Origin of the sequence: Legionella sp. PATHC032 (genome assembly GCF_026191185.1) — a bacterium.
Classification (GTDB): domain Bacteria; phylum Pseudomonadota; class Gammaproteobacteria; order Legionellales; family Legionellaceae; genus Legionella.
This window is the reverse complement of record NZ_JAPHOV010000001.1, coordinates 146,475-164,595: the sequence shown is the minus strand read 5'-3', so window position 1 is coordinate 164,595 and position 18,121 is coordinate 146,475. Positions and strand designations below refer to the sequence as shown.

Genomic DNA, 18,121 nt, shown 5'->3' with positions numbered 1-18,121 from the left:
AAGGTCTGTATTCAGTCTGACTGAGTATGGAGGGTACCCTAACTCGGAGAAGTAGTATGACAATACGAGTCGCGATTAATGGCTATGGCCGCATTGGCCGTTGCATTTTAAGATCGATTTTTGAATACAACAGGCAAAATGAGTTTGAAGTCGTTGCCATTAACGATTTATCTGGCATCGATGTGACCGCTCATCTGACTCGTTACGATTCAACCCACGGTCCTTTTCGCTCAGATGTCAGCATAGAAGGAAACATGCTGATTGTTGATGGGCATGGCATTCAAGTGATTGCTGAACGTGATCCGTCCAAATTGCCATGGAAACAACTGGACGTTGATATCGTCTTTGAATGCACCGGTTTCTTTACCAGCAGAGATGCGGCAATGGGCCATATTACTGCCGGTGCTAAAAAAGTATTAATATCGGCTCCGGCCAAGGGCGTTGATACGACTGTGGTCTATGGAGTTAATCACTCTGTCATCAAAGCGTCTGATGTCATTGTATCCAATGCATCCTGTACAACAAACTGCCTTGCCCCAGTGGTTAAAGTGTTAAATGACGCCATAGGAATTGAGTCAGGATTGGTCAACACTGTCCATGCCTATACAAAAGATCAAATGCTTCTGGACGGAAGCCATAAAGATTTACGACGCGCTCGCTCTGCAACGCAGTCCATCATTCCAACCAAAACCGGTGCTGCTGCAGCCGTTGGTTTGGTTTTACCTGAACTGGCAGGGAAGTTGGATGGATTTGCGATGCGAGTACCGGTATTAAACGTATCCGTTGTTGATTTAACTTTCCAGGCGAAACGCGAAACCTCTGTAGAAGAAATCAATCACATCATGCGCAAGGCTAAAAGCCGAATTTTACAAATTAATGAAGATCCTTTAGTTTCTTGTGACTTCAATCATAACCCTGCTTCGGCTATTTTCGATACAACGGAAACTAAAGTGATAGGTAATTTGGTCAAAGTGGTCGCCTGGTATGACAATGAATGGGGTTTCTCTAACCGCATGATTGATACCGCACACCAAATGATGAACTGCTAAAGGATAACCAATGAACCTGATTAAAATGAGCGACATTGATCTGTCTGGCAAAAGAGTCCTGATTCGTGAGGATTTAAATGTCCCGATCAAAGACGGCATGATTACCAGTGATCAAAGATTGCAAGCAGCCCTGCCTACCATCAAATCAGCCCTGGACAGTGGTGCCGCAGTGATTGTATTGTCCCATCTTGGGCGCCCAGAAGAAGGCAAATTTGAGAAAAAATTCTCTTTAGAACCTGTTGCTGACTATTTAAATGAAAACCTGGAGTATCCTGTTCGCTTCGTCAAAGATTACCTGAATGGCCTGGATGTGAACCCCGGGGAGTTAGTTATTTGCGAAAATGTCCGATTTAATCCTGGTGAAAAATCCAATGACGAGGCTCTGGCAAAAAAATTGGCCAACCTTTGTGATGTCTTTGTCATGGATGCTTTTGGCACGGCACACAGAGCACAAGCGTCTACCTATGGTGTAGCTCAATATGCTCCAATCGCCGTTGCTGGTCCTCTGCTAATCAGGGAACTTGAAGCGTTAAACCAAGTGCTTAAAGCGCCTAAAAAACCTATCGTCGCTATTGTTGGAGGAGCCAAAGTCTCCTCAAAGCTCAGTTTATTGAAACAATTAGTGGGTATGGTTGATGTTCTTATTCCAGGGGGAGGTATTGCCAATACTTTTCTGAAAGCTCAGGGATTTGAAATTGGCATTTCCCTGTACGAACCTGATTTATTAGATGAGGCTCGTCATATTCTTATCCTAGCCAAAGAGAAAGGTTGCCAAATTCCTCTACCCACCGACGTTGTAGTAGGCAAAACCTTTAGTGAAACCTGCCCTGCTTTTAATAAGTCTCTGTCTAATGTGGCTGAAGACGATATGATTCTTGATATTGGCCCAGAAACCATAAGAGATTATGTAGACCTCATCCATGACGCCAACACCATCATCTGGAATGGTCCGGTTGGTGTATTCGAATTCCCGCAGTTTGCTTATGGAACAAGAGCCATTGCTATAGCGATTGCCGAGAGTGATGCTTTTTCCATTGCTGGTGGTGGTGATACCTTAGCTGCTGTTGATCTCTATGATTTGAATCAGCAAATTTCTTATATTTCCACAGGAGGTGGGGCATTTCTCGAATGTCTGGAAGGAAAAACCTTGCCTGCTGTTGCTATTTTGCAGGAGCGCGCAAAACATGTTAAGACGAACTAAAATTGTTGCCACTTTAGGCCCGGCCAGCAAGGAACCTGAAATTCTGCGTTCCATGTTGGCTGCCGGAGTCAACGTAGTACGAATTAACTTTTCCCATGCCGATGCCTCTGCCCTGCAATTAATTGCACTGGTTCGTAAAATCGCAGACGAATTAAAGCACCCGGTTGCAGTAATGGCTGATTTACAAGGACCTAAAATAAGAGTCGGCCGTTTTCACAACAAATCCATCACTCTGGTTGATGGGCAAAATTTTACATTGGATTGTATGGCTCCAGATACCCTGGGCGACATCAATGGCGTTTCAGTCGCTTATCCTAATTTGGCCAATGAACTCAGTATTGGCGATCATCTTCTGATTAATGATGGCTTAATTGAATTGGAAGTCATCGAGATTTCCGGGTCAAAAATCCATTGCAAGGTACTGGAAGGTGGAGTACTCACCGATTTGAAAGGTTTGAATCGAAAAGGTGGCGGCTTAGCAGCCAGAACTTTAACAGAAAAAGACAGAAATGATTTACGTACAGCAATTGAAGCAGAAGTGGACTACATCAGTTTATCTTTTGTAAAAGACGCAGAGGATATCCGGCAAGCAAGAGCGCTAATGAAAGACTATGGGGCCCAAATAACCCCTATTATCGCTAAAATTGAGCGCATGGAAGCCCTGGATCACTTAACTGATATTATTCGCGAAGCAGACGCCATTATGGTGGCCAGAGGAGATTTAGGCGTTGAAGTGGGTGCTGCTGAAGTTCCCGCTATTCAAAAACACATCATAGAACAAACGCGACTTTTAGATAAAGTGGTGATTACCGCAACCCAAATGATGGAATCCATGATAAGCAATCCTCAGCCTACCCGTGCCGAGGTTTCTGATGTAGCCAACGCGATTCTGGATGGAACTGATGCAGTAATGCTTTCGGCCGAAACAGCAAGCGGTCTTTTTCCAGTCAAGGTCATTTCCATGGTCAATAAAATATGTTTAAGCGCTGAGAAGCATGCCAGCTTTTTTTATCATAGTGATCCGGAAACTTGTCATTATCAACGCGCTGACCAGGCAATCGCTATGGCTACCATGCATACGGCCAATCATTTTCCCATTCAGGCGATTATCACACTGACCGAATCCGGTGATACGGCTTTATGGATATCCCGGCAGCACAGCACTGTGCCTATTTTTGCCATATCAGCCAACAAGAGAACCATTGGCCGATTAAGCCTCGTAAATAATGTCTTTCCTATTTACATTGATTTTCATCAATTCAATCCTGAAGGATTGAATCAACAAATTTTGCATGAATTAGTCAAATCAGGGCACCTCGAAAAGAAAGGCTATGTGTTATTAACACGTGGAACCCAAATTGGAACTCCCGGAGGCACTAACTGCATGGAAATTATACCTGTCGTTTGAGTGCCTGGCATCTTGTTAGTTAAAACAGTGTTCTTTCATAAACGATAAAAATGATTATTTTAATGGCACTTTAATCAAATTATCACCTCTATGCTACTATTAAGCATAGAGGTGATAAATATGCCAGATCATAACTCATCAGATGTTCCGTTATCGCAGCAAATAAATGAAGTCAGGGGGTTGCTCCTTAAAGCCCTTAAAGCGCAATTGGATAATCTGATAGCTGAAAAACTCACTCCACAACCAAGTGGCGTTCCTTTTGTTCATTTTGAGAAGGATCCACCACAAATTGCAACTCTAAAAAAAGTCATTAATTGTCTTTATCATGCTGAGGAAGCATTTAAAAGCTGGGAAAGCATTGATACCAGTACGCTATTGGGTAAAGCCAAAGCAGCGCCCAAATTAATCCGTGCACTAACCCAGATATACAAATCCCTGGGTTTACTTGATGAGGCTACCCCTGAAATAAGGAGTGTCATAGCCGACAATTATCATTTACTTGAACCGCTGTTTACTCAAGCTTATACCATAGTGCAAGAGTCTGGCTGGTTATCAGAATTCATGGAAATGGATGTGACTGATAAAGCCTCCAAAGTGATCTTTCAAGGGATGGATTTACTAGGTCCTGATATAGGCAAATCAGAGGATACGCATCCGCTTATTGACGCTTTTTCAAAAATATCAAAACTGGTAGAAACCGTATCCACACTACAAGAAAAGAGCATGACAGGAAAGGAGAAAGAACGAGCCGTAGAATTGGTTCGTTCTTTACTTGATGACTTGGACAATAATCCTTTTATCGGTAAATTAAGTATCAGTGATTTTGAAGACTCAAAAGCCATAAAGGATTTATTAGAATGGTTTAAGAACATACAAGACGATGGTTTTGATTTTAGCAAGAAATCTATTCAGCAATATGTTTCCTGGGCTAATCACTATTTACCCACATTAATCACCTTCGCGGATCAACTGGAGCGACAAAACTATTTAAAACCAGGCAGTTTAAGTACCAATTTGTGTTCTCAAATAGAGCATTTAGGCAAGCAAATGAATGACATACTATCTGAACCTAATTTTGGTATTACTGAGCGCGTTGTAACCATAGAATCATTGAAGGGGAAAAGAGAGCAACAAATTCATAATGCTCAGGTCAACAGTGTGCGAGCTATCATGGCTAGCGAAAAACAGCAAGCGGCCACTGCTGATTTTTATAAGATCCTGGGAGCCTATAAAGGCATGAATCTTTCACAAGTCACAGAGCCGGATCGGATATTACTAAGACAATTATATCCCCAAATACAAACAGCACTGGCTCATGCCAGCTTGGACCTTGAAAATCTGTTAACCTCTGTTTTAAATACTACCGGCCCTGAAAAAACCGCGCCTAAACCCAAATCATGGTGGGAATTAGCCAAAGATGGTTTAGGTTATGTAGCCAGTTATGTAGTAAATTACAACGTTGATAAAATCCTGGGAACCAGGGAATCTGTTGATCGTTTTCTGTCAAGCCAAATTGCTTCCGAACAATTTAAGATCCTGATTGCTGAGAAAGCTCGTGAAAAATTAAGGACCGGGTCAGATAAGCTAGAAGAAACCGCACTGCAATATCAAGCTGAAGTTCGTGTCAATGCTATAAAATCAACCTTGAGAAATCAACCCTCGCAGAAGGAGGCTCCTCCATCCCAATTTGTTGCAGTAAAACCTTCGAAATTAGTCAATCTTCGTGGAACACTAACGGCCATTCAGGAAATGCAATTATCGACTACAGTAAACAGCACAAGAACAAATGTCGATACTCTGATTCATCGCCATTTACCAGAAAAATATCAAGCCTGTTTTTCAACTCTTCCATATAAAATCAATGAAAATGATCCTGGGTTGGTGAAACAAATTAAAACCGTTGAAAATAATTTGTTTCAATTAGAAAAAGCGCTTAAAGATTTTGAAAAAATAGATTTGAGCTATGGGATTATGATCCGATTGCATTATTTTATCGCAATCGCTTCTGCAGCTTCCAAACTAAAATCAAGTGTCAAAGAACTTTCACCAGAGGGTCAAAAAGCGCTGGCTCCACTGTTGCAACAAATTATGACTTTAGGGTCATCTTTCTCAGACACCAATTATACAGCTAATGACTTATCCGCCTTGCAACAATTACAAACAGAAGGCCAAGCCAGGCCCAGAAGTCCACTCGGAACATCTCCGGAAAAAGCAAAAACATCACCTGAAGAAAGTGTAAAGGGAAATGAAAAAAAACCAAAAGAAAAAACGGCTGAATTATTGGATTATGCTGATAAAATCAGTACTGCTCGGACATTGTTATTAAGCAAGTTTAAATCCACCTTATCTCCAGCCATAGCCGACAGTCTAAACCCACAGGAACATGGCGTTCCATTTGTTCATCTTGATCAAGACCCGCCTCAAACAGCGGCAATAAAAAAAATCATCAACAGTATGTATCATGCAGAGTGTGCTCTTAAAACCTGGCATGGCATAGACACCAGCACTACATTGGGTAAGATTGCTGCAGCACATCAAGGCATAGCGGCATTATCCCAAGTGTACAAATCATTTACGTTGTTTACTGAGGATTTCTCAGACATTCACAATTTAATTCGTGAGAATCACGATTTAATAGCGCCTGTGATCATCGAAGCAAACAAGCTGGTTAAAGAGTATGGATGGACAAGTCAATTCAGTGAACTTAATGTAGCGCAAAAACTGGGAAGCATTTTAGGTCAGGGAATTAATACAGTTCAACCTAAAACGGATGAAATAACACAAACCGCTTCACTAGTTAAATTATTTTCAGAAATTCCAAGGCTACTGAACAATATGTCAAGTTCATTGGATCAAAACGCTGAGAAATCAGTTGATGAGTTAAGAATCAACAGCAAAAAAATTGAAGCCATAGGTGCAGTATTTGAATTGTTCTTTGAAGAAAATGCTTACTTGTTGAGTATTTTTAAAGGCTTCAGCGCCATCTCCGGTCTTCTTGAATTAAATAAAAAAATTCAACGCGAAGGAAACAACCTGCAAGAAGTCACTATTCGGCAATACCAGAAATGGTTAAAAGAAGGTTATCCCAATTTGATGATGATGCTTGATGAAATTGAGACACGTCACTATTTAACCCCAGGCCTTTTATCAGCACCTATAGCCTTGGAATTAGACCAAATTAACGACAAACTCAATGAAATTATTGAAACCAAGCCTGATTTTAAATTGCAAAAAATTCCTCTTTCATTCTATATGGGCGACAAGCGCATGGCGCGCTTAATGGCTAAAAAAACGGAACACTGCCTTGCATTGATCCAAATAGAAGAGCAAAAAAAAGCGGTTAACACTTTTTTCGGGATACTTAAAAACTATGCAGGTCAACCACTCTCCAACATAAAGCCAAATGAGCTCGTTCAATTGCGTCTTGCTTTTGTAAAAATTCAATCCGCAATGGCAAATAGTAATTTGGAATTAAGCAATGATTTTGTTGCTGCTTTAAATCAACTTGAAACGTCCCCACCTGAAGAGATCAATAAAATCAAGGTTACAGTCTCTCAATTGATAAAATTGCAGCTTGCTGTTGAAAACAATTTAAACGAACACAAAAAATCCTGTGAATTAAAAATTGCGGTCATTGATAAAGCCATAGATCACGTTATAGCCAAATCTTTCGAGCTAAAATCTGATGTATCAAAAGAAATCAATTTGCCCCAACTGCGCAGAACATTTTTAGAAATCGAAGGCAAGAAACCTGCTGTAGGCCCTGGAGAATTAAAACCAACATCGGTCTCATCTCTTAACACCGTTCGGGGTAATTTAGCTTACATTCAAGAATTAAAATTATCATCCACTGTGGGTATGATACGAGAGCAATTTTCGGCTCTTACTGGAGATAATTTCTCCACTCGAGTGCAAAAATATTTAATCAAACCCCAAGGCAAGCCTTTGCATGTGATAAATGACAAAGATCCACTCATGGTAAGGCAAATTAAAGAAGTCGAAAACGGATTATATCACCTGGAAACCGCTTTAAAACAATTCGAGCAAATGAAAAAGAGCGACAACCTTGTATCGCAAACAAAAGCGTTGGTAGAAATTGCAAACCATGCTCATGAATTAAAAATGGCAGTGGAACGATTTTCACCCGAGTTAAAACAGCATTATGGCCCAGTAGTTCGTGCCGCATTGAGTTTCAGTAATAAAGTTCAATCCATCAATTACAACAAAGAGGATTGGGCTGATCTTCAGTTTATTCTTAATAGAGCCCATAAAGAATTGTTAAAAAGAAAAACACCAAGAGACCATCGTATTGAAAAAGCATTTTTTGAAGCTGGAATTCGTGAAGTACAAATCGATCGGACTGAATCAGTAGGAAAAAAAGCGGCAAAACTGGGTGTAAAATACGCACATCTGGCCTCTCCCCAGTTAGAGAAAGCAAGAAGCTATTTAAGTTCCAGATACAAAAATGCGTTTGGCCAACAACCTAAGGTTATTCGTTCATTGACTCGAGAACAATTGGCGAATGAAGAATTTATGAACGCTGAAATTAGCAGATTGAAAGAAGCATTAGAGGAGAAGTATGGTTTTAATCTTACCACGATCAGGGTTTTTCTTGATTTATTAGAACAAATTCAACGGGCAGGGGCTCAGGCTGCTGAGGTAGCTGGTATGGTCAATGCCTTGGTTACTTATGACTTCCCTAAAATAAAGGAAAATGCGTATAGGGATTTACTTACAAGATTATCTCAAGAAGAAGACTACTTGAATTTAAAACCTGGTACATTAATTAATCCAGCCATGGCTGCAGTCAACCAATTATTCTTATCTGCTGCCTTGGAATTAGACATGCCTTTTAGTAAAAAGTTATCTATTCTGGACGATGCCACTTATATCAATATTCTCGTCAGACAAACCGAAAGCGATCTGCAAACATTAAAGAAAAAACTATCCGAAGATCCCTCCAATCATGAATTAGCATTTGAAATTGAGATTAAGAACGATAAATTAGTATTCCTCGGGCAACAGATGGCCTTGCTTGAAGATAAGAACCCAAATCAAACCCGAAATGTCTTATTGGACATGCAGTTCGAAGTGTCATTACGTAATCATCTTGTTTACACAACCCTGAAATCTCCCATTGCCCAGGAATATGAACAAATTGCCCGAGAATATTACAAAAAAAACAAAAATCGCTTTCTATATGCTGAAGACTGTTCAAAAGAGCTGCTGCAAGGATTCAAAGAATTTGAAAGAAAACACTTGCCTGATCATCTGATAGTTTTTGAAGCATACGACAGACTTCGCCTGTTCAGCGCAAAACTTCCCCCTAAAAATCAGGATGTCAAAGAGTACATTGAGACTATTAATAGAGAATTACAAAATAGAGATATCCCTATAGAGCAACGTGCTTTAAAAGTTAAATCATTACCTAATGACACTGTCTTTATTGAAAAATTAAGTTCTGCTGATAAAGGCACTCATTTCCTGAGAAAATTTATGCAGTTTATTACAATCATTACAGCAAGTATCACCGAAGCAATAAAAACCGGGGGCAGTTTGATTTATATTTATCGCCAAAAACAAATGGAACAATCCATAAAGAATATAGAAAAATCGATAAGCCTTAAAGAAGAACTTCATACCATAAAAAATACTGATGACCCTTCACCACGCAAGGGAGAAGGAAAAGAAGGTGAAGTCGAGTTTACCAAAATGTAAGGCTCAACAGGCTTTATCGATATAAAACCGTTCTCATGGACTTACTCCGTAAATACGTTAAACACCTAAGGTTGTTTTAAAATCATAAAGTAAGCATCAACATAATCAGGTAAATTTCGAGTAGCTTTGTAAAGAGCGCTCTGTCCCGGAAAACTTCCTGCCAAATAATCAATTTGATATAAATTATTATTAAAAGCACCCCCGGTATCAGCCAAGATGCCCATTTTAGTCATTTTACGCCCCGATTTGTCTTGATACTGAACCATCAGTAATTTTCCTAAACCAAACTCAGCCAAATCAGCCGCAAAGGTCACGTTGGGGTTAACAGTAATTTTGTATTCAGCGTCCTTTCCATAACCTTTAATTCCATCAACTTCCTTGAAATACCAGAAACGCTCCTGCTGATAAGGAGTTTTAGTTCGATCATAGGCAATATTGTTACTACGATGGACATTAAATATTTTTTTGCCAACAGTCGGACCAAAATCCGCAACAACAGTACCTTGCAGCAAGGCAGCCTCTAAATCATCCCGACTGAAGTAGGCCAATTTGCTAACCGGTTGATTTTTGAGAGCACCTGATAATATCGCTTGCTTACCATATTTGAAACGGATCAATTCTGGTTTTGCATTTGCTTCATCAAGAGTCAAATTCAACTCATCTTCGGGCAAGGCATACAAAGGATAGTTTTTTTCTGAGGTAGGTTTAGTACTGGCGACTGCCAAATGCACAAAATATTTAGTCATCAATACCTTATCCTTGGGTATATTTTGTAATAATGGTTTATTGGCAGATAATTGTTTTGCTTTTTTTAAGTCGGGATACCATCGAATAAAATCGAAGTGTTGTTTTACAAAATCCGGGTTATTTAATTTTTTTTGGTTTTGACAAATAAATTCCAAGGTTCTTTTCACTCTGCCTAAAGAAATCTTAATGACTTTTCCATCGTGAATCACTTGAGGGTCATAATGTTTACCTTTATTTAAGTAGGCTAAGGTATGCTTTGCTGTACTGCATAATTCAGCCCCCTTAATGTCATATACTCCATAAAAGGCAGGTTGGGATGGTAAAAATTTTGGTGCAGCCCATAGTGGAGAAATAAACAGAACTACTGAAAATAATGTCGCTATTCGCATTTACTCTGTCGTTTCCTTTTTCTCTTCTGCTTTTCGAGACAATCCTAACTTTTCTTTTAAACGAGCTACAGCATCCGGATCATATTGCTTCGGTGCTTTATGTTTGACTACCACAGATGCTGGTTTGGCGGATTGGATTGCTATATTTTGTGATGCATAGGCAGAGCTTCTGAGGGGATATACTGGTAAAAGGGGTTCCGGATGAGATTCAACCGAATTCATTGACTTAACGCTGGAAACTGTACTCGATTGATTATTGACATGCGAATGATTAACTGCTTTTCCATTCACTTGCTTGCGAGCATTTTTAACACTCTTTTCCACGCGTTTTTTAATTTTCATGGAAGCATGCTCAGCTTCTTCTTCAGTAACCTCCGCCACTGGATTTCCTTGCAAATCGATACGGACTTCGCGAGCCTTCAAGCAAGCCAGATAATCGAGACGACGGGTAAAAAGAACAACGGCCTCCCTTAATTTACTTTTAGAGATTCCTGCTTGCGCTGCTTTTTCTGCATACTGCAAAATATCAGACATAATACCAATCTTTAATGGCCGAATACGCAAAGAATTATCGAATGCCTCAGGGAAATTAGCCGCAAGCCATAATAATGCGCCAGATCGCGCACGCTTGGATTGATTTTTTTGCGCTTTATTGATAACAGCGGTTCGTGGGTGCAGCGCCTGCTTTCTCATTCTGGTACCCTTATTGTGTTTAGTCTATTGGCATGAAAATTATCAAAATTATTTGATTCACAAAAGTATGCCGACCTTGAATGTATGATAGTCATATCTTGAAGTCAGATGGTGTAAATTATGCTATTAGTTACTCGAGGAATGAGCGCACAATGTACAATGTTTATTGGTTGTTTGCAAGCTTTCGTTAATTATTTCCATTAAGCCGAATGCCTTTTGATTTGTATCCAATTAGCAAAATACATTATGATATGTCTATAATTAACTTAAGTCAGACAGAATAGAGCATAGGATACTTGCCAGATTACTAATATAAGGAAACCTTATCGCTCAATCATGTATAAATGGTGATTACAAAATGAGGATAATACTTTCAATTCTTGCTATATTCATCCCTTGGTTGGTTTTATTGATTAAAGACAATCCAGGCGGAGCTGTTGTCGCCTTGATTATGCAAGCGACACTGATTGGATGGCCTTTTGCTTCAATCTGGGCATGGCGGGCAGTCAATCCACTTACCCCGGCGTCTCACTCCAAACAATAAGAATCCCAATCCTGTTTTTATGCAACGTATAACTAAATCAGGACTTACGAAAAATGCCAAGGTCCAGGCAAAAAAAAAATTTTTAATGAGGGAGTTTAGATAAACTCAATAACCGAATTAAAAACCCTTTTTAACAAAAGGATTGGGGTTTTTCGTAAGTCATATAAATAATTCGGAGTTATAAATGCGAACACGTGTCATTGTAAATGGTGCCAATGGAAAAATGGGAACACTCGCCTGTGAAACATTGGAAAGCCATGGGCAGTTTGAAATTGTAGCCAAACTAGGCAGACAGGACAACCTTGGGCAAAGTATACTGGACACCAAAGCACAAATAGTTGTTGATTTAACAAGAGCAGACTGTGTTTATGAAAATTCTTTAACCATTATTAATCACGGCGCCCGACCTGTTATTGGAACATCGGGATTGGTTGAAACACAAATCGATGAGCTCACCAAACTGTGTGAAATAAAACAAGTGGGCGGAATTATTGCGCCTAACTTTTCTCTCGGCGCTATTTTAATGATGATGCTTGCCACCAAAGTGTCTGAATACTTTTCAGAGGTTGAAATCATTGAAGGTCATCATCAACAAAAATTGGATGCGCCATCAGGAACCGCTTTAAAAACTGCAGAAATGATAGCTGCGGCACGCAAAAACCCCAAAAACAAACTTGCGTTAAAAGAATTAACCCCAGGAGCCCGAGGCGGCTCTCATCATGATATTAATATCCATTCCCTGAGACTACCCGGATTGCTTGCCCGGCAAGAAGTCCTCTTTGGCAATATAGGCGAGACACTCTCTATCACACACAACAGTATAGATCGCGGCTGTTTTATGCCGGGAATTGTACTGGCTTGTCAAAAAGTATTGAATTTAAATAATCTGGTTTATGGTTTGGAGCACTTGCTTTAAATTGCAAAAACTAACTTGACCCGTATTATCGTGGGGCATACGGGTCTCTTTCTCACTTTTCACCCATTGACATAGAGCGTTTCCCAATTCCATTTTTAAACATTACATATAAACCAATCCGCTGTTTTCTCTTTTGGAACTCTCAAATAAAGAAGACCATTCTATAATCGCCTCATCTGCCAATGTTTGTAACGTAGCTTCTGATGTCAGAGGTTGTAATAATTTCCGAATGCGATCATACACTGAATTGGTTGCTGGAGTCCTTGATGAATCACTTTCTGGCCGATTTAAAACGGCTGCAAATATTTTCCCAATGCGCAGAATATTATCATTGCCGGAATTTTCATCGTGCATTACTTCACGAATATTGAGTATTCCAGTAGGTGTTGAGCTCACATCTTTATCAGAGAACCAACGTAATTTCCAGGAATCTCTGCTTGACTTTTGAAACCTGCGCTCTTCATTGATTAAAGCGCTTAGCACGTCATAAAGCTTTGTACACATTTTTTCACCTAACTGTTTGGCAATTAACAAGCAATGCAATTCGTTTTCTGGTAGAAAAAAGGAGCGCAAATCCTTGCTAATATTCTTCACTTCATTATCAGTGGCTAATCGATCATCATAGGCTAATGCTTTCTCATTCTCTAAACGCTTGTTAATGGCCTCAGCGATATCGTTGGGCCAGTACCAATCGGGCGTTTTGATTCCCTCTGAACCTGGTGCATTTTGCCCTGCAAGCTCATGTTGATGCCTGGAGATATAAAGATCTACAACAATATTGATGAAATTCACTCGCTCTTCTTTTTCTTTGGGAATTCCAAATTTAGGCCAATTCCCATATTTAGCCTTATACAAAATCATGGCATCAGTATGCAACAACTCCACTGCTTTTCTGTCTTTACCACTGACACAGGAACCATAGCTATACCCACTCATGGTTAGAATGATTAGTTCTTCCAAAGAGCTAAGGAATAATTCCCTACCATCGTAATCCCAAAACGTTGCAGATCCTAAAGGAGACTCTAAAACAGCCTTATAATCATCGATTAGCGCCTGTAATCCGGGCTTGGTAGACACGCATTTCTGCGCTGCCTTTAATAAAAACTCGCTGTCTTTATCCGTTGCCTGAGTATAATAATAACGCTTGGCAATATTAAAAGGATGATTATGTTGGAATATTTCATGCCTGCGCTTGCTCCGAGTGACCGCATCTCGGGCAATTTTATACAACTCCAGATCCGGAGGTAATTCAGGTAAAAAGTCTGTAACCACCGTTGGAATATAATCTACCGCATGGATAGGGCTAATTAATGTTTGCAATAACAAGGGCTGTTGTGCTTTGGCAAATTCCATCACCTTGACCAGGTTGGAGTCAACATGACGCTGCTGGACATCTTCAGGAAACTTTAACGAATCGCGACTGGCAACATGGCTTGAGCGATACCTCTTGTCATAAAATAAAGTTTCTTTACCATCACCATCGATTAAATACAAACTGTGTGCACCATAATTGGCCGGAGCAGGCAAAGTTCGGTGCCGGCTTGATAAATAGGATACGACATCTTCTATTTTCTCTGCATTTTTGAGTGCATATTCCAAAAAGTATTGTTGTTTCTCGGACAAAACCCAATACCACTGTGGAAGCTTAGGCACTAGGCTCAAAGTCGATGCGTATTGATCATTCCTAGCCTGCTCAACCATAAATTTTTTAAACTCTTTTAAACTGGATTTAATCTCATGTGGAGTAGCAGACAAGACTCGAATCATGGCTTGCTGAGCAAGGCTTAATTCATTGAACCAGGAAGGATACGGCGGTGAGTTGGTATGTATTTGATTTAATTCCGTAGTCAAATTCAGTGACCTTTTTGCAATATCTCCCCAATTGCCAAAAAATGTATTAAAGTGCTGCAGCGCTTTTTTAGGATCAACAGAACTTAAATTCAGATTACAATAATAAGCTTGTTGATAGGGCGGCAGATTTTTAAACCAGGCAGGTGTTTTAGGAAAATTATATTCTTTTAATTGCTTTAATTCATTTAACCATTGCTCATAAACAGGAGAAAGGGACTCGTCGTATTGCAAAACATACTTTGTCTCACTGTCCATTTCAATGGGCATTATCGTAGCAATATCACTGCGGCCTCGACTCATTAGCACATATTGCTCAGCTTCATTAAGGCAGGCTATCGCTTCTTTGACTGCTTTGCCTCTAGGCCATTTCCATGCGATTGAAATGGCTTCAACCAGTTTGGCCGTAAATCGTTCGAGCTCAAAATGCAACTCTTCTAATGTCAGCTTTTCCAGGTCACATGAGGCCTTGCATTCTGCGGCATAAGCATTTAAGGTTTCAACCGTCAGTGAAGTATGTTTTGGGTCAAGAGGATAAGCTTTTAAAATAAATGAAAAGGCATCATGAAGGCTGTCTATCCGGCGGGCGATACTTTTACGATAATCTGGCTGCTCTTTAAAATACTCTAATTTGTAACCAGGTAAAAGCCGCTCTAGTGTATCAAATACCTCAGGAGATAATACTGTATTTTCCAAAACACGTAAAATTATACCTTTTCCCATAGCTTAATTCCCTTACTGCCTTAATTTCCTCATTATTGTATAAATAATTCAAAGTGACAATGTTTTGAATTAACAATTGAATTATATATTTAGCCTAAGATATCAGGAAGTTAATTGCCTTAATAGCATTACTTCATGCTAAACTAGTTTTTTTGGAGGAATAGTAAAAGGATAAGTATGAAAAGTATAGAGGATTTTACAGGTTTTTCAGAATCCGGGATTGATGATGCCATTCAAAATGCTTTAAAAAAAGCCGGTAATCCAACTCATTTTGAAGTCGTTGAAACACTAGGTTCACAAGATAGCCAATCAGATAGACGATATCAAGTAACACTTAAAACACTGAGTGATTAATCATTAAGTAACGGCAATCATTGGCTAGAAATAAAAGACAAAAAAATTAATGTCAGCCCTGTTTCTGTAACTATTATCTAGCTGCTGCCTTTCAATACAAGGAGTTTAAAAATGGGATACAATGTACCTCACTATATTGGTGGACAACTTATTAATGAAACTGATACGGAAGCTCAATCCATTTACAATCCGGCTCTGGGTGAAGTTATTGGCCAAGTCCATTTTGCGTCAAAAGCAACCTGTGATAGAGCTGTAGCTGTTGCCAAAGCAGCAGGAAATGAATGGTCGCAAACCCCTGCTATAAAAAGAGCACGAGTTTTATTTCGATTTAGAGAATTGCTGGAAAAATACCAAATGGATCTGGCACGAATAGTCACTCGTGAACATGGAAAAACCCTGGATGACGCCAAAGGCTCAGTGGCCAGAGGCATTGAAGTGGTAGAGCTGCACTGCGGACTCGTCAACGAGCTCAAGGGAGACTTTTCTGCTGAAGTGGCCAGCCATATTGATTGTCATACTTTTCGACAACCCTTGGGAGTATGTGCCGGAGTATCTCCATTTAATTTTCCTGTCATGGTACCCATTTGGATGATGATTCCTGCCATTGCTTGTGGAAACACCTTTATTCTTAAGCCCTCGGAGCAAGATCCCTCGGCGCCTGTCCGCTTACTGGAATTGTTAAGTGATGCCGGCTTACCCCCGGGCGTTGCCAATTGTATCCAGGGTAATAAAACGACTGTAGAGCATTTACTGGCCCATCCGGATATAGCTGCCTTTACTGCAGTTGCCTCCACTCCTGTTGCCGAACACATCTATACCACTGCAGCAGCCTATGGGAAACGGGCACATACTTTTGGCGGAGCTAAAAATCACTGTGTGGTTATGCCTGATGCGGATTTAGACCAGGCAGCCAATGCCATCGTCGGCGCAGCTTATGGTTCGGCCGGAGAACGTTGCATGGCTTTATCTGTCGTTGTAACGGTTGGCCAACATACGGCTGATGCCTTGATCAATAAAGTTGCCCCCCTCATTCGAGCCATTCGCGTAGACGCGGGAGATGTTGAAGGCACTGATATGGGCCCTCTTATCAGCCAGGTTCATCGGCAAAGAGTTTTGAACGCTATTGAAAAAGGGGTTAATGAAGGTGCCCGCTTGATTATCGATGGCAGAACCTTTCAACATCCTCAATACCCACAGGGTTTTTACCTGGGCCCCTGTTTGTTTGATGAAGTAACCGAAGAAATGTCTGTCTATCAAAATGAGATTTTTGGACCTGTACTGGTTATCGTGCGAGTCAACCATTTTGAAGAAGCTCTTGCTTTGGTCAATAGACATCAATACGGAAATGGCACCGCAATTTTCACTCGGGATGGTTTTACAGCACGTGAGTATAGTCAACGGGTTCAAGCAGGCTTGGTCGGCATTAATATTCCAATACCCGTTCCCATTGCCAACCATCCTTTCGGTGGCTGGAAGCGCTCTGTGTTTGGAGATACCAACATGCACGGAGAAGAAAGCATTCATTTCTACACTCGACGCAAAACGGTTACCAGCAAATGGCCAATAACCGAATTAAAGGACAGCAGCTTTGCCATGCCCACTCATGATTAATCAGGCTTATTACGGAGAAATATATGGCTAATATTGGATTTGCAGGATTGGGTCATATGGGTTTTCCAATGGCCATTAATCTTTTGAAGGCTGGTCATAGTGTCATGGGCTATGATCTGCAACAATCAGCACTTGAGCATTTTGCCGAACAAGGTGGAGCGATTGCTCACAACTTACAGGAGCTGGCGAAAGGCAAAGACATCATTGTTACTATGTTACAAACCGGACAGCAGGTTTTACACGTATGCCTTGGTGTAGATGGTATCTTCAGTCAATTAAATGCTGGCTCACTGTACATTGATTGCTCTACGATTGATGTAAAAAGCTCTCGAGAAACTCATCAAATAGCGAAAGAGAATCATCTTCTGGTCGTCGATGCTCCCGTCTCTGGCGGCGTAGCGGGCGCTGCCGCAGCCACATTAACCTTCATGGTTGGTGGTGAAATGGAGGCTTATAATGCAGCGCATCCCATTCTCTCTGCCATGGGAAAAAAAATCATCCATACAGGTAGTGCAGGCAGTGGGCAAGCAGCCAAAATTTGCAATAACATGATACTGGGCACCACGATGATCGCCATATCAGAAGCGTTCATTCTGGCGAAAAAACTAGGACTGTCTGATGAAAAATTATTTGAGGTGGTAAACAATTCATCAGGCCAATGTTGGGCTATGAGTAAATACGTCCCTGTGCCAGGAATATTGGACAATGTTCCTGCAAATAATGACTATAAGCCAGGGTTTGCAGCAAAAATGATGTTGAAGGATTTGTTATTGAGTCAAAATACTGCGAAATCAGTACACATTGAAACACCCCTTGGAGCCAAAACAACTGAAATTTATCAACAATTTGTCGATCAAGGACTTGGTGATATCGATTTTTCAGCCATTATCAAACAGATTGCCAAGACACAAGAGGTGTAG

At 40.4% G+C, this 18,121-nt stretch carries 12 protein-coding genes; 9 read left to right on the top strand and 3 right to left on the bottom strand.

Translation table 11 applies throughout. From position 1 onward, the window contains the following. Nucleotides 1-56: 56 nt before the first annotated feature. The 4 genes from gap (at nt 57) to OQJ02_RS00685 (ending at nt 9,376) form a co-directional block, all read left to right on the top strand. Complete coding sequence (gap, locus tag OQJ02_RS00700) at nt 57-1,049, top strand: type I glyceraldehyde-3-phosphate dehydrogenase (RefSeq protein WP_265717434.1); 993 nt, start codon at nt 57-59, stop codon at nt 1,047-1,049. A 10-nt stretch (nt 1,050-1,059) separates the two neighbouring features. Then, nucleotides 1,060-2,250 (top strand): phosphoglycerate kinase, encoded by a 1,191-nt coding sequence (locus OQJ02_RS00695; protein WP_265717433.1) that lies wholly within the window; start codon nt 1,060-1,062, stop codon nt 2,248-2,250. Then, entirely contained in the window at nt 2,234-3,658 is a 1,425-nt protein-coding gene (gene pyk / locus OQJ02_RS00690) for a pyruvate kinase (RefSeq protein WP_265717432.1), read from the top strand. Before OQJ02_RS00695 ends, pyk begins: the two co-directional genes overlap by 17 nt. A 90-nt stretch (nt 3,659-3,748) precedes the next feature. Next, nucleotides 3,749-9,376: an SdhB gene (locus OQJ02_RS00685; protein WP_265717431.1), complete on the top strand. Its 5,628-nt coding sequence runs from the start codon at nt 3,749-3,751 to the stop codon at nt 9,374-9,376. 65 nt (nt 9,377-9,441) lie between these two features. On the opposite strand, the gene OQJ02_RS00680 is transcribed toward OQJ02_RS00685, so the two are convergent. Continuing rightward, entirely contained in the window at nt 9,442-10,512 is a 1,071-nt protein-coding gene (locus tag OQJ02_RS00680) for a hypothetical protein (RefSeq protein WP_265717430.1), read from the bottom strand. Next, a complete protein-coding gene (locus tag OQJ02_RS00675) occupies nt 10,513-11,205 on the bottom strand; it encodes a ProQ/FinO family protein (RefSeq protein WP_265717429.1) in 693 nt (230 codons plus the stop codon). A 358-nt stretch (nt 11,206-11,563) separates the two neighbouring features. Between OQJ02_RS00675 and OQJ02_RS00670 the strand changes: the two genes are divergently transcribed. Continuing rightward, on the top strand, nt 11,564-11,749 hold the full coding sequence (locus OQJ02_RS00670) for a hypothetical protein (protein WP_027228092.1): 186 nt from the start codon (nt 11,564-11,566) through the stop codon (nt 11,747-11,749). A 184-nt stretch (nt 11,750-11,933) separates the two neighbouring features. Further along, nucleotides 11,934-12,665, top strand: a complete 732-nt coding sequence (gene dapB, locus OQJ02_RS00665) for a 4-hydroxy-tetrahydrodipicolinate reductase (protein WP_265717428.1) — start codon at nt 11,934-11,936, stop codon at nt 12,663-12,665. 102 nt (nt 12,666-12,767) lie between these two features. On the opposite strand, the gene OQJ02_RS00660 is transcribed toward dapB, so the two are convergent. Beyond that, nucleotides 12,768-15,236, bottom strand: a complete 2,469-nt coding sequence (locus OQJ02_RS00660) for an oxidoreductase (protein WP_265717427.1) — start codon at nt 15,234-15,236, stop codon at nt 12,768-12,770. A 177-nt stretch (nt 15,237-15,413) separates the two neighbouring features. On the opposite strand from OQJ02_RS00660, the gene OQJ02_RS00655 reads away from it, so the two are divergent. From OQJ02_RS00655 to mmsB, 3 genes are all read left to right on the top strand, one after another. Then, nucleotides 15,414-15,590, top strand: coding sequence for a dodecin domain-containing protein (locus OQJ02_RS00655; RefSeq protein WP_014840774.1), 177 nt, complete (start codon nt 15,414-15,416; stop codon nt 15,588-15,590). A gap of 111 nt (nt 15,591-15,701) precedes the next feature. Then, nucleotides 15,702-17,201 carry a CoA-acylating methylmalonate-semialdehyde dehydrogenase gene (locus tag OQJ02_RS00650; RefSeq protein WP_265717426.1) on the top strand — a complete coding sequence of 500 codons (1,500 nt, stop codon included), beginning with the start codon at nt 15,702-15,704 and terminating at the stop codon, nt 17,199-17,201. 23 nt (nt 17,202-17,224) lie between these two features. Continuing rightward, a complete protein-coding gene (gene mmsB, locus OQJ02_RS00645; protein ID WP_265717425.1) occupies nt 17,225-18,121 on the top strand; it encodes a 3-hydroxyisobutyrate dehydrogenase in 897 nt (298 codons plus the stop codon).